Source organism: Caballeronia sp. LZ029, from assembly GCF_031451275.1.
GTDB classification, from domain to species: Bacteria; Pseudomonadota; Gammaproteobacteria; order Burkholderiales; family Burkholderiaceae; genus Caballeronia; species Caballeronia jiangsuensis.
Window position 1 is genome coordinate 1,434,142 of sequence record NZ_JARUXO010000001.1, and the last position, 13,141, is coordinate 1,447,282.

14 protein-coding genes are annotated in these 13,141 nt (G+C 64.7%); 9 read left to right on the forward strand and 5 right to left on the reverse strand.

Annotated elements, in window-relative coordinates; translation table 11 throughout:
- Nucleotides 1–507: phosphoribosylformylglycinamidine synthase subunit PurQ (locus tag QCE73_RS06850; RefSeq protein ID WP_309880346.1), on the forward strand; the 507-nt coding region annotated here is incomplete at its 5' end.
- 90 nt (nt 508–597) lie between these two features.
- Here QCE73_RS06850 and QCE73_RS06855 read toward each other — a convergent pair.
- The 5 genes from QCE73_RS06855 to QCE73_RS06875 form a co-directional block, all read right to left on the reverse strand.
- A complete protein-coding gene (locus QCE73_RS06855; protein WP_238215667.1) occupies nt 598–1,380 on the reverse strand; it encodes a peptidylprolyl isomerase in 783 nt (260 codons plus the stop codon).
- An 80-nt stretch (nt 1,381–1,460) separates the two neighbouring features.
- Entirely contained in the window at nt 1,461–1,775 is a 315-nt protein-coding gene (locus QCE73_RS06860; RefSeq protein WP_187604777.1) for a BolA family transcriptional regulator, read from the reverse strand.
- Entirely contained in the window at nt 1,772–2,308 is a 537-nt protein-coding gene (locus tag QCE73_RS06865) for a septation protein A (protein WP_035498675.1), read from the reverse strand. The genes QCE73_RS06860 and QCE73_RS06865 overlap by 4 nt, the downstream gene beginning before the upstream one ends.
- 127 nt (nt 2,309–2,435) lie before the next feature.
- Complete coding sequence (gene msrB, locus QCE73_RS06870) at nt 2,436–2,852, reverse strand: peptide-methionine (R)-S-oxide reductase MsrB (RefSeq protein ID WP_035498674.1); 417 nt, start codon at nt 2,850–2,852, stop codon at nt 2,436–2,438.
- Nucleotides 2,853–2,901: 49 nt separating this feature from the next.
- Nucleotides 2,902–4,428, reverse strand: a complete 1,527-nt coding sequence (locus tag QCE73_RS06875; protein ID WP_309880349.1) for a protein adenylyltransferase SelO family protein — start codon at nt 4,426–4,428, stop codon at nt 2,902–2,904.
- Between the two features lie 172 nt (nt 4,429–4,600).
- Here QCE73_RS06875 and QCE73_RS06880 point away from each other — a divergent pair, with 172 nt between their 5' ends.
- The 8 genes from QCE73_RS06880 to QCE73_RS06915 all read left to right on the forward strand — a co-directional run bounded on the left by QCE73_RS06880 (nt 4,601) and on the right by QCE73_RS06915 (nt 13,101).
- Nucleotides 4,601–6,259, forward strand: a complete 1,659-nt coding sequence (locus QCE73_RS06880; protein WP_309880351.1) for a 3-(methylthio)propionyl-CoA ligase — start codon at nt 4,601–4,603, stop codon at nt 6,257–6,259.
- Nucleotides 6,260–6,429: 170 nt separating this feature from the next.
- Nucleotides 6,430–8,514, forward strand: a complete 2,085-nt coding sequence (locus tag QCE73_RS06885) for a 3-hydroxyacyl-CoA dehydrogenase NAD-binding domain-containing protein (protein ID WP_309880353.1) — start codon at nt 6,430–6,432, stop codon at nt 8,512–8,514.
- Nucleotide 8,515: 1 nt separating this feature from the next.
- The gene (gene pncA, locus QCE73_RS06890) at nt 8,516–9,142 is read left to right on the forward strand and encodes a bifunctional nicotinamidase/pyrazinamidase (protein ID WP_309881930.1); all 627 of its coding nucleotides are present in this window, start codon (nt 8,516–8,518) and stop codon (nt 9,140–9,142) included.
- Between the two features lie 15 nt (nt 9,143–9,157).
- Complete coding sequence (locus tag QCE73_RS06895) at nt 9,158–10,336, forward strand: acetyl-CoA C-acyltransferase (protein ID WP_309880355.1); 1,179 nt, start codon at nt 9,158–9,160, stop codon at nt 10,334–10,336.
- A 70-nt stretch (nt 10,337–10,406) separates the two neighbouring features.
- Nucleotides 10,407–10,709 (forward strand): Dabb family protein, encoded by a 303-nt coding sequence (locus QCE73_RS06900; protein ID WP_035498667.1) that lies wholly within the window; start codon nt 10,407–10,409, stop codon nt 10,707–10,709.
- Nucleotides 10,706–11,191 carry a PaaI family thioesterase gene (locus QCE73_RS06905; protein ID WP_035498666.1) on the forward strand — a complete coding sequence of 162 codons (486 nt, stop codon included), beginning with the start codon at nt 10,706–10,708 and terminating at the stop codon, nt 11,189–11,191. The genes QCE73_RS06900 and QCE73_RS06905 overlap by 4 nt, the downstream gene beginning before the upstream one ends.
- 28 nt (nt 11,192–11,219) lie before the next feature.
- A complete protein-coding gene (locus tag QCE73_RS06910) occupies nt 11,220–12,224 on the forward strand; it encodes an NADP-dependent oxidoreductase (protein WP_309880358.1) in 1,005 nt (334 codons plus the stop codon).
- Nucleotides 12,225–12,240: 16 nt separating this feature from the next.
- The gene (locus tag QCE73_RS06915; RefSeq protein ID WP_309880360.1) at nt 12,241–13,101 is read left to right on the forward strand and encodes an SDR family oxidoreductase; all 861 of its coding nucleotides are present in this window, start codon (nt 12,241–12,243) and stop codon (nt 13,099–13,101) included.
- The last annotated feature ends 40 nt before the right edge of the window (nt 13,102–13,141 follow it).

Below are 13,141 nucleotides of genomic sequence, written 5' to 3' on the forward strand. Positions count from 1 at the left end.
AAGGAACTGCATCTGCATCACATTCTCGTCGCGGACGAAGCGCAGGCGAAGGATCTGATCGCGAAGATCAAGGCCGGCGCGGAAAACTGGCCGAAGTTCACGCGCAACAAGTCGGAGCAGTTCGAGGCGCGCTTCTCGCTCGTCGAGGTGCAAAGCTCGCCGTCGATCTTCTTCGCCGGCATGGAAGGCTCGCGCATTCCGGTGGCGGTCGCGCACGGCGAAGGTTTCGCCGACTTCTCGCAGCAGGGCGATCAGGCGCAGGCGCTCGTCGCGATGCGCTATGTCGATCATCGCGGCAATGCGACGGAGCAGTATCCGTTCAACCCGAATGGCTCGCCGCAGGGCATCACGTCCGTCACGACGCCCGATGGCCGCTTCACCGTGCTGATGCCGCACATGGAGCGCGTGCATCGTAACGTGCAGATGAGCTGGACGCCCGACGACTGGACCACCGACGGCAGCCCGTGGCTGCGCGTGTTCCAGAACGCGCGACGCTTCCTCGGCTGATCGCGCTTTGCGTCAGAAACGACAAAGCCGCCCGAGGGCGGCTTTGTCATGGATCGCGGAGGCGCGAACGGAACGATCAGGCAAGCACGCTTACTTGATCACCGCCTTGCTTCGCAGACCTTCTTCGAATGCCTGCAGCTTCTCCTGCTGAATCTGCTGTGCGATCTGCGTCTTGACCTGATCGAGCGGCGGCGGGGCGATTTCACGCGAATCGTCCAGACGGATCACGTGCCAGCCGAACTGCGTCTTCACCGGCTCCGGCGTGACTTCGCCCTTCTTCAGCTTCTCCGCGGCCGCGCCGAATTCCGGCACGTAAGCCGAAGGCGACGACCAGTCCAGATCGCCGCCGTTCTTGCCCGATCCCGGGTCTTTCGAATATTGCTTGGCGAGATCCTCGAAGCTCGCGCCGGCCTTGATCTTCGCGATCAGATCCTTCGCCTGCGCTTCGTCCGCGACGAGAATGTGATGCAGATGCAGTTCCTTGCCGCCACCGTTCTGCTTGACGAGCTGGTCGTAGCGCGCCTTGATCTCGGCGTCGGTCGGCGTGTTCTTCTTCACGAAGTCTTCGATCAGCGCGCGCAGCACGACGGTCTGCTGCGCCACGGCGACCTGCGCCTTCACGTCGGGACGCGTCGCGATGCCTTCACGCGCGGCTTCCTGCATCAGGATTTCGCGGTTGATGAGTTCCTCGCGCACGGCCTGCTGAAGTTGCGGCGAGTCCTGCTGACCCTGCGCGACGAGCTGCTTCACGAGCGCATCGGCGCGCGACGTGGGAATCGGCGTGCCGTTGACGACGGCGACGTTTTGCGCAAAGGCGGGCGCAGCCGCGAACGCAGCCAGCAACACCCAGACGCGGGTTTTTTTCAAAGTCATCGGAGGTTCCTAACTGAGCAAACAGACGCCTTCAGAGGCGAATTTAAGAGGCAAAGCTTTGTGATGAAGCGCGCGCGCGTCTATTCGAATTGTTCTGCGAACTCCTGCGGCGTGTAAGCCCGGATCGCGAGCGCGTGCACGCCGCGCCGCATTTCCTCGGCCAGCGCATCATACACCAGCCGATGCCGCGCCACGCGCGCCTTGCCAGCGAAGCACGCCGCGACGATCGTCACCGTGTAGTGGCTGCCGGCCGCCGCGCCCGCATGGCCCGCGTGCGCGGCGCTGTCGTCGTCGATATGCACCGATTGCGGTTGCAGCGTCTCGTTCAGGCGCGCTTCGAGATGCGCGATCTTGTCCGCCGCCGACGCGCTCATGAAATCGAACGATGCGTTCATTGTCCGTCCTCCTTCATGTGTTTCGCGAGCCAGAAGCTCTGCGCGACGATGAACAGGACGAGACAGCCCGTCGCGCCGAAGAGCTTGAAGTTGACCCACTGATCCGTCGTGTAGTTATACGCGACGAAGAGGTTCACGATGCCGAGCAGCGCGAAGAACACGGCCCACGCGACGTTCAATTGTCCCCACACGCGATGCGGCAGCACGATCTGCTTGCCCATCATCGCTTCGATCAGATTTTTTCTGAAACCGATCTGCGCGACGATCAGCGCGAACGCGAACAGCCAGTAGAGCGCCGTCGGCTTCCATTTGATGAAGGTGTCGTTATGCAGCACGAGCGTCGCGCCGCCAAACACGACGACGACGCCGAGGCTCACCCACAGCATCGGATCGACCTTGCGATGACGGAACGCGACCCAGGCGATCTGCACGAGCGTCGCCGCGATCGCAACCGCCGTCGCGGTATAGATGCCCCAGACCTTGAAAGCGACGAAAAAGAGAATGATCGGAAACAGATCGAACAGAAATTTCATTGGCGTCCGGACGTGATGGGCATCGGATGGATGCGAGGCGCGCGAGGGAAGAACGCCCGCTCGAACGGAGCGGGCGTCGGTACGGCGTGGCACGGTCGCTTCCCGAGCGAGGGTGCCGGGCTCGCGCTTACTTGGGTTCGAATTGTAGCGCAGCCGAGTTGATGCAATACCGCAGGCCGGTCGGCGCGGGGCCGTCCTCGAATACATGGCCGAGATGCGCGCCGCAGTTCTTGCACAGCACTTCGATGCGCAGCATGCCGTGCGTGCGGTCGGTTTTCTCCTGGATCACTTCGCCGTTGATCGGCTTGAAGTAGCTGGGCCAGCCGCAACCGGCATCGAATTTCGTGGCGGATTCGAAAAGCGGCGTGCCGCAGCACACGCAATCGTAGATGCCGCGCTCGTCGTGATCCCAGTATTTGCCGGTGAACGGGCGCTCGGTCACGGCATGACGCGTGACCTGATACTGCATGTCGTCCAGTTCACGGCGGTAGGTGGCGTCGTCTTTCTGCAGCGGATAGTTCGTCGGGGTGTCTTCTCTGCTCATCTCTCGTTCCTTTGGTCTGGCCGGGAAGGCCTTGTATATGAGGGCGATCCTACGAAGAACAACTGACTTCGAGGTCGCTCGCCCAGTTGGGCGGCAGGCCGGCATAGGCCTCGTATTGCGGCTGTTCGTCGTACGGATGGCGCAGCACGTCCAGGAGGCGCTCCACTTCTGAAAAGTCCTTCTCGGCCGCCCGGCGGATCGCCTGTTCCGCCAGATGATTGCGCAGCACGTATTTCGGATTCACGCGATTCATCGCCGTGGCGCGGGCGGCGTCGTCGCGCGGCTCGTGCGCCAGGCGCTCGCGATACTGCACGGCCCACGCATCGAAGGCGGCGCGGTCGAGGAACAGATCGCGCACCGGCGCATCCTGGCTCGCGTCGGATTTCGAGAGCTTCGACAAGTTCCGGAACGTGAGCGTGAAGTCCGCGCGATTCGCATGCATGATTTCGAAGAGACCGTTGGCGAGCTTGTCGTCGCCGTCGCGCTCGACTTCGAGGCCGAGCTTCGCGCGCATCGTCGCGACGAGCGCGGGCCCGAAGCGATCCTTGTATCGCTCCATCACCTTCTGCGCCTCTTCGACCACGCGCTCGGCGCGTCCTTCCTCGGGCAGATTCCCGCCGAAGAGCGGCACGAGCGCCTGCGCGAGACAGAAGAGGTTCCAGTACCCGACCTGCGGCTGGCGGCCATAGGAATAGCGTCCCTGCGTATCCGAGTGATTGCAGACGTGATGCGCGTTGAAGGCGTCCATGAAGCCGAACGGACCGTAGTCGATCGTGAGGCCGAGAATCGACATGTTGTCGGTGTTCATCACGCCGTGGCAGAAGCCTACGCCTTGCCATTGCGCCATCAGATCGGCCGTGGAGCGCACGGCTTCGTCGAGCAGCGCGATATAGGGATCGTCGGCGTCGCGGCAATGCGGATAAAAGCGGTCGATCACGTGATCGGCGAGGGTGCGCAGATCGTCTATGCGGTCGTTCGCATAGAAATGCTCGAAGTGGCCGAAACGCACGAAGCTCGGCGACACGCGCGTGACGATCGCCGCCGTTTCGATGGTCTCGCGGCGCACCGGCAGATCCGAGCCGATGACCGCGAGCGCGCGCGTCGTCGGAATGCCGAGATGGTGCATCGCTTCCGAGCACAGGAACTCGCGGATCGACGAGCGCAGCACCGCGCGGCCGTCGCCCATGCGCGAGTAGGGCGTGCGTCCCGCGCCCTTCAGTTGCACTTCGAGGCGCGCGCCATCGTGTTCAACCTCGCCGAGCGTGAGCGCGCGGCCATCGCCCAGTTGACCCGCCCACACGCCGAATTGATGCCCCGAATACACGGCCGCATAGGGCAGCGATTCGCTCGCCCAGTCGCGCGTCGGATTGCCGGCGAAGTACGCGGCGAATGCATCCTTTTCGGGGCCGGTGGCGACTTGCGGATCGAAACCGAGCGATTCGGCCATCTCGCGCGAAAGCCCGACGAGATACGGATCGGGCACCGGCGCGGCGGGAAGACGCGTGAGAAAAGCGCTGCCGAGCGCGGCGAACGAACCGGGCTCGCCGACGCGAATCGCGCCGGCGATTTCGCTCATGGAACGCGCGTCGGCGGGCGTCTCGTCGCGCGTCGCGCGTACGGCATTGCTTGGGGAAAACGACATATTGAGCGCCTCTGAGTTAAACGATATTGTAATTCCGCGCCCGCGGGCCTGCAGGAGCGTGGCCCGGCCATCCGATCATCATCCGACAGAATCGAGGACCCCGCCTATGACGTCGCCGCTCTACGGCCAGATGATGGAAGTACCGCTGCTCGCGTCGTCCCTGCTGTCCCATGCCTCGCGCCACTTCGGCGATAACGAGATCGTGTCGCGCCGCATCGAAGGCGACATCCACCGCTACACGTACCGCGATTGCGAGAAGCGCGCGAAGCAGCTTGCGCAGGCGCTGACCGCGCTCGGGGTCGAGCAGGGCGAGCGCATCGGCACGCTCGCATGGAACGGCTACAGACATCTGGAGTGCTACTACGGCGTGAGCGGCATGGGCGCCGTGTGCCACACGATCAATCCGCGTCTCTTTCCCGATCAGATCGCGTTCATCATCGATCACGCCGACGATTCCTATGTCTGCTTCGACATGACGTTCGGCCCGCTCGTCGAACTTATCGCGCCGCAGTGTCCGAACGTGAAAGGCTGGATCGCGCTCGGCGACGCCGCGTGCATCGGCGAGCATCTGTCGGACATGAGCGTGCCGGTGATGAGCTACGAGAGCCTCATCGGCGAACACGACGGCGACTACGAATGGCCGATGCTCGACGAGCGCCAGGCCTCGTTTCTCTGCTACACGTCGGGCACGACCGGCAATCCGAAGGGCGCGCTGTACTCGCATCGATCGACGGTGCTGCACGCGTACGGCGCGTCGCTGCCCGATGCGATGGGCGCGTCGTCGAGCGATGCGATTCTGCCTGTCGTGCCCATGTTCCACGTCAACGCGTGGGGCATTCCGCATGCGGGGCCGCTCGTCGGCGCGAAACTCGTGTTCCCCGGCAAGGACCTCGACGGCAAATCGCTCTACGAGCTGATGGAGGCGGAAGGCGTCACGTATTCGGCGGGCGTGCCGACCGTCTGGATGGCGCTGCTCACGTACATGAAGCAGCAGAACGTGCGCTTTTCGACGTTGAAGCGCACGGTGATCGGCGGCTCCGCGTGTCCGCCCGCGATGCTGCGCATCTTCGAGGAAGAGTACGGCGTGCAGGTGATCCACGCGTGGGGCATGACGGAGATGTCGCCGCTCGGCACGCTCGCACGTCTGAACTTCAGGCAGAAGCAGCGCCCGCTCGAAGAGCAGCGCCGCTCGCTGGAGAAGCAGGGGCACACGCTCTTCGGCGTCGATATGAAAGTCGTCGGCGACGACGGCTCCGAGCTGCCGTGGGACGGAAAGTCCTTCGGCGATCTGTACGTGCGCGGGCCGTGGGTCATCGACCGGTATTTCCGTCGCGACGACTCGCCGCTCGTCGACGGCTGGTTCCCGACGGGCGATGTCGCGACCATCGATCCGGACGGATTCATGCAGATCACCGATCGCAGCAAGGACGTCATCAAGTCCGGCGGCGAATGGATCAGCTCGATCGAGCTGGAAAATATCGCGGTGTCGCATCCGCAAGTGGCGGAGGCCGCGTGCATCGCGTGTTCGCATCCGAAGTGGACGGAGCGGCCGTTGATCGTGGCGGTGCTCAAGCCCGACGCCACCGTCACGCGCGAGGAACTGCTCGCGCATTTCGAGGGCAAGGTCGTGAAGTGGTGGATTCCGGACGATGTCGTGTTCGCCGAGTCTTTGCCGCATACCGCGACCGGCAAGCTGCAGAAGCTGCGTCTGCGCGAGCAGTATCGCGATCACGTGCTGCCGCACGCGACGGAAAACTCCGTCTAACGCAGTCACGCCCGTCAAAGCCCCGGTCCGCTCGCGCGGAACCGGGGCTTTGTCGTATTCGGCGTCTGCATGACACTAGGCAATCATATTAATTGAACGGTCGTGCTTTTTTGTGTATTCTGCACCCATCGCCCACAATTAATCCGATATCCGGTCGACAGGAGACACTCATGGCAGTGGACTACACGAACCGCGGCGGCATCGCGGTCATTACCCTCGATAACCCGCCGGTCAACGGGCTCGGCCATTCGACGCGCGCGGGCATCGTAGAAGGCATCGAACGCGCGAACGATGACGACGACGTGCGCGCCATCGTCATCATCGGCGCGGGCAAGGCATTTTCAGGCGGCGCGGACATCACCGAATTCAACACGCCGAAAGCCACGCAAGAGCCCACGCTCATGACCGTGATCAAGGCGCTGGAAGAGAGCGCGAAGCCGGTGGTCGCGGCGATCCACGCGGTCGCGATGGGCGGCGGTCTCGAACTCGCGCTCGGCGCGCACTACCGCATCGCCGCGCCTGGCGCGCAGATCGCGCTGCCGGAAGTGAAGCTCGGCCTGCTGCCCGGCGCGGGCGGCACGCAGCGCCTGCCGCGCGTGGTCGGGCTGGAGACGGCGCTGAACATGATCGTGTCGGGTGCGCCGGTTCCGTCGGAGACGCTCGCGCAGACCGAGCTCTTCGACGAACTCGTCGAAGGCGAACTGCTGACCCGCGCGCTGTCGTTCGCGAGCAAGGCGGCGGACTGGGGCGGTCCGCATCCGAAAGTGCGCGACCGCAAGATCGAGCACCCGAACGCCGAAGGTTTCATCCAGTTCGCGAGGAACGGCGTCGCGGCGGTCGCGAAGCAATTCCCGGCGCCGCACAAGTGCATCGATGCGGTCGAGAAGGGCGTGAAGGAAGGCTTCGAGCGCGGTCTCGCATTCGAACGCGAATGCTTTCTCGCGCTCGTGCAGACGCCCGAGAGCCGCGCGCTGCGGCATGCGTTTTTCGGCGAGCGGGCGGCCGCCAAGATCGCCGATGTGCCGTCGAATACGCCTGCCAGGACCATCGCGCAAATCGGCGTGATCGGCGCGGGCACGATGGGCGGCGGCATCGCGATGAACTTCCTCAACGCGGGCTTGCCCGTCGTGCTGCTCGAAACGAAGCAGGACGCGATCGATCGCGGGCTCGCCACGATCCGACGCAACTACGAAGCCCAGGTCAAAAAGGGCAAGCTCACGCAGGAGAAGGTCGAAGAGCGCATGGCGCTGATTCGGCCGACGCTGTCGTTCTCCGATCTGGCGAACGCGGATCTGATCATCGAAGCCGTGTTCGAGGAACTGGGCGTGAAGGAGCAGGTGTTCCGCCAGCTCGATGAAATCGCGAAGCCCGGCGCGATCCTCGCATCGAACACATCGACGCTCGATCTGAACCGGATCGCCGCGTTCACGAAGCGCCCCGGCGATGTCATCGGCATGCACTTCTTCAGCCCCGCTAACGTGATGAAGCTGCTCGAAGTCGTGCGCGGCGAGAAGACGGACAAGGACGTGCTCGCCACCATCATGCAGCTCGCGAAGAAGATCAAGAAGACGGCGGTGGTGTCGGGCGTGTGCGACGGTTTCATCGGCAACCGGATGATCGAGCAGTACATCCGGCAAGCGCTTTTCATGCTGGAGGAAGGTGCGTTGCCCGCGCAGATCGATCGCGCGATCGAAAAATTCGGCTTCGCGATGGGCCCGTTCCGCATGAGCGATCTCGCGGGCAACGACATCGGCTGGGCGATCAGAAAGCGCCGCTATCGGGAGCAGCCCGATCTGCACTATTCGCGCGTCGCGGATCGCCTGTGCGAGACGGGACGCTTCGGGCAGAAAACCGGCGCAGGCTGGTACGACTATCAGCCGGGCAGGCGCGACGCGGCGCCGTCGAAACTCGTCAACGACATGATCGTCGCGTATTCGAACGAGCGCGGCGTCGGGCGGCGCAAGATCGGCGACGAAGAGATCGTCGAGCGCCTCGTGCTCTCGCTCGTGAACGAAGGCGCGAAGATTCTCGCGGAAGGCATCGCCAGCAAGGCGTCGGATATCGACATGGTCTATCTGACGGGCTACGGCTTTCCGCTCTGGCGCGGCGGCCCGATGCTCTATGCGGACACCATCGGCCTCTACAACGTGGAGCGCGCGATGCGCAAGTACGCAAAGCAGGCCAACGGCGAAGCGTGGCAGCCCGCCGCGCTCGTGACCCGGCTCGCGCAGTCGAATGGACGCTTCAATGACTGAGATGAAACCCGTCGAAGACGTGTTGCTCGTCGTGGATGTGCAGTACGACTTCATGCCGGGCGGGGCGCTTGCCGTCGCCCGCGGCGATGAAGTCGTGCCCATCGTCAACCGGCTTGCCCGCGCGTTCTCGCATGTCGTGCTGACGCAGGACTGGCATCCGCGCTCGCATGTGTCGTTCGCGGCGAATCACGCAGGCCGAAAGCCGTTTGAGACGATGACGCTGCCGTACGGCGAACAGGTGCTGTGGCCGGTTCATTGCGTGCAGGACACCGAGGGCGCGGCGCTGCATCGCGATCTGCATGTGCCGCACGCCCGGCTCGTGATCCGCAAGGGACATCACGAGCAGGTCGACAGCTACTCGGCGTTCATCGAAGGCGATCGCGTCACACCGACCGGCCTCGAAGGCTATCTGCGCAACGTCGGCGCGAAGCACATCTGGCTCGCGGGACTCGCGACCGACTATTGCGTCGCGTGGTCCGCGCTCGATGCGCGCGCGGCGGGCTTCGACGTGACCATGATCGAGGACGCGTGCCGCGCGATCGATCTCGACGGCTCGCTCAAGCGCGCGTGGCAGGAGATGCGCGACGCCGGCGTGCGGCACGTGAAGTCAGCAGACATACTCAATTAAGGCAAGGGAGACAACATGACCGATGCAGTCATCGTATCGACGGCGCGCACCGCGCTCGCCAAATCGTGGCGCGGCGCGCTCAACATGACCCACGGCGCGACGCTCGGCGGCCACGTGACGAAGGCCGTCGTCGAACGCGCGGGCATCGATCCGGCGCGCGTCGAAGACATCATCATGGGCTGCGCGAATCCCGAAGGCGCGACGGGCATGAACATCGCGCGGCAGATCGCATTGCGCGCGGGTCTGCCCGTTTCCGTGGCCGGCATGACGGTGAATCGGTTCTGCTCGTCGGGCTTGCAGACGATCGCGCTCGCCGCGCAGCGCGTGATCGCGGGCGAGGGCGATGTGTACGTCGCGGGCGGCGTCGAATCGATCTCGTGCGTGCAGAACGAAATGAACCGCCACATGCTCACCGATGGCTGGCTGAACCAGAACAAGCCGGAGATCTACTGGTCGATGTTGCAGACCGCCGAGAATGTCGCGAAGCGCTACGAGATATCGAAGGCGCGGCAGGACGAATACGGCGTGCGCTCGCAGCAGCGCGCGGCGGCGGCTCAGGCCGCGGGCAGGTTCGACGATGAAATCGTGCCGATCACCGTGCTCGCCGGCATCGCCGACAAGGCGACGGGCCGCATGTTCACGAAGGAAGTGACGCTCGCCGCCGACGAAGGCATCCGCGCCGACACGACGCTCGAAGGCGTGTCGAACATTCGGACCGCGCTGCCCGGCGGGGTCGTCACGGCGGGCAACGCAAGCCAGTTTTCCGACGGCGCATCGGCGTGCGTCGTGATGAACGCGACGCTCGCCGAGAAAGAAGGACTTCAGCCGCTCGGCATCTTCCGCGGCTTCGCGGTCGCGGGCTGCGAGCCTGACGAAATGGGCATCGGTCCGGTGTTCGCCGTGCCGAAGCTCTTGAAGCGCGCGGGCTTGTCCGTCGACGATATCGGCCTGTGGGAGCTGAACGAAGCCTTCGCCGTGCAGGTGCTCTATTGCCGCGACACGCTGGGCATTCCCGACGATCGCCTGAACGTGAACGGCGGCGCGATCGCGGTCGGGCATCCGTACGGCGTCTCGGGCGCGCGGCTGACGGGCCATGCGCTCATCGAAGGCAAGCGGCGCGGCGCGAAGTTCGTCGTGGTCACGATGTGCATCGGCGGCGGGCAAGGGGCTGCGGGGCTGTTCGAAATCGTGTGACGGTTGCGCGTTTCTCGCCGCACGGCGATTTTTGCTACGCTTCAGTTCTCGTTCGACAACAGGAGTCGCCGTGCTACGTCACATCGTCATGTGGAAGCTGAAGGAAAACGCCGAGGGCGCGAGCCGCGCCGAGAACGCCGAAAAGCTGAAGGCGAAGCTCGAAACCTGCCGCAGCATCGTCAAGGGGCAGGGACATTTCGAAGTCGGCACCGCGCAGCCCGGTTTCGCGTGCACGTATGACGTCGTGCTGGTCTCCGACTTCGACGACCACGCCGCGCTCGAAGCCTATCAGGTTCATCCGAAGCATCAGGCGCTGAAGGACTTCGTCGCGGCGATCCGCGAAGACCGGCAGTGCGTCGATTACGAAGTGTGAGCGCGATGTCTTCTTCAGATTCCTCGAGCAACGTTTCGATCGAAAGCCCGTTCATCGACGCGCTCGGCGTGCAGCTCGTCAAAGCCGCCGACGGCGAGAGCGAAGTGCGCATGCCGCTTCAGGACGCGCACCTGAACACGTGGGGCATCGCGCACGGCGGCGTCACGATGACGCTTCTCGACGCAGCGCTTGCGCTCGCCGCGCGCAGCGTCGCGGGCGATGGAATAGGCGTCGTCACCGTCGAGATGAAAGTCAACTTCATGCAGCCGGGCCGCGGCGAACTGCGCGGCTATGGCCGCGTGCTGCATCGCTCGACGACGATGGCCTATTGCGAAGGCGAGATCCGCGACAGCGAAGGCCACTTCGTCGCGAAGGCGCTCGGCACGTTCAAATACATGAAGCGGCTCGCGGTCGGGCGCGACATCGTCAGGCAGAAGATGCGTTCCGATCCGAAGGCGACGCCCGGTCCGAGCGACGCCTGATCCAAACAATCCGCGAAGGAGAATCCGCATGGCTGAGACACAGATCAACCGCCAAATTTTGCTCGTGTCGCGCCCGCAAGGCGAGGCGTCGGTGTCGAACTTCAAGCTGGTCGAAACGCCGCTCGCGCCGCTGCAGGACGGCGAAGTGCGCGTGCGCAATCACTACCTGTCGCTCGATCCGTACATGCGCGGCCGCATGGACGACGCGAAATCGTACGCCGCGCCGCAGCCGCTCGACGAAGTGATGATCGGCGGCACCGTGGGCGTCGTGAGCGAATCGCGCAACCCGGCGTTCGCGGTGGGCGATAGCGTCGTCGGCGTGCTCGGCTGGCAGGAGTTCGGTACGTCCGACGGCCGCGGCCTGAACAAGGTCGATGCGTCGCGCGTGCCGCTGTCCGCGTATCTCGGCGCGGTCGGCATGCCGGGCGTCACGGCGTGGTACGGGCTCAATCGCATCATCGAGCCGAAGGCCGGCGAGACGGTCGTCGTGTCGGCGGCGAGCGGCGCGGTAGGCAGCGTCGTCGGGCAACTGGCGAAGGCGGCCGGATGCCGCGCGGTGGGCATCGCGGGCGGACCGGACAAGTGCCGCTATGTCGTCGAGACGCTCGGCTTCGATGCCTGCGTCGACTACAAGGCGGGCAAGCTCTACGAGGATCTGAAGGCGGCGACGCCCAACGGCGTCGATGGCTACTTCGAGAACGTCGGTGGCGCCACGCTCAATGCGGTGCTCGCGCGCATGAATGCGTTCGGACGCGTCGCCGTGTGCGGCATGATCTCCGGCTACGACGGCAAGCCTTTGCCGCTGGACGCGCCCCGACTCATCCTGACGCAGCGGCTCAAGCTGCAGGGCTTCATCGTCTCCGAACATCTGGATATCTGGCCGCAGGCGCTGAAGGAACTCGGCGAGCGCGTCGCGACGAAGAAACTGCATTTTCGCGAGAGCATCGCGGAGGGGCTGGAGAATGCGCCCGAGGCGTTCCTCGGCCTCTTGCGCGGCAAGAACTTCGGCAAGCAACTCGTGAAGCTCGTTTAGTCGCGAAGGAGCGCACGTGGATCGCTTCGAAGGCAAGGTCGCCGTCATCACCGGCTCGGGCAGCGGATTCGGGCGCGAGTTCGCGACACTGGGCGCGGCGCTCGGCATGAAGCTCGTGCTCGCCGATCTCGACACCGCCGCGCTCGCCGCAACTGTCGAAGCAGTGCGCGCGGAGGGCGGCGATGCGATCGGCGTCACGACGGACGTGTCGGACGCCGCTCAGGTCGAAGCGCTCGCGCGCGCGTCGCTCGAAACGTACGGCGGCGCGCATCTGCTCTTCAACAACGCGGGCGTCGGCGCGGGCGGCTTCGTGTGGGAGAACAGCGCGAACGACTGGCAATGGGTGTTCGGCGTGAACGTGATGGGCGTCGCGAACGGACTGCGCGCGTTCGTGCCGATCATGCTCGAACAGAACGAGCCGGCGCATATCGTCAATACGGCGTCCGTGGCGGGCCTGCTCGCCGCGCCCGCGATGGGCGTCTACAACGCATCGAAGCACGCGGTCGTCGCGCTGACCGAGACGCTTCATCACGACTTGCGGCTCGCGGGTGCGTCGCTGATCGGCGTGTCGCTGCTGTGTCCCGCGTTCGTGCCGACCGGCATTGCCGACGCCGAACGCTCGCGGCCCGAGGCGCTCGCCAACGAGGCGCCTTACACCGCGTCGCAGAAGCTCGCGGCCCGGCAACTCACGCGAGCGGTGGAGGGCGGCAAGCTCACGGCGCGCGACGTGGCCCTGTTGACGTTCGATGCGGTGCGCGAAGGGCGCTTCTATGTCATCACGCATCCGAACATCATGGCGTCGGTGCAACTGCGGCTCGACGACATCGCGCAACTGCGCAATCCGACCGATCCGATGTCGCTGAAACGGCCGCGCTGACCGCGTGGTTCGTGGCATCATCGTGTCCCTTTGACATTCA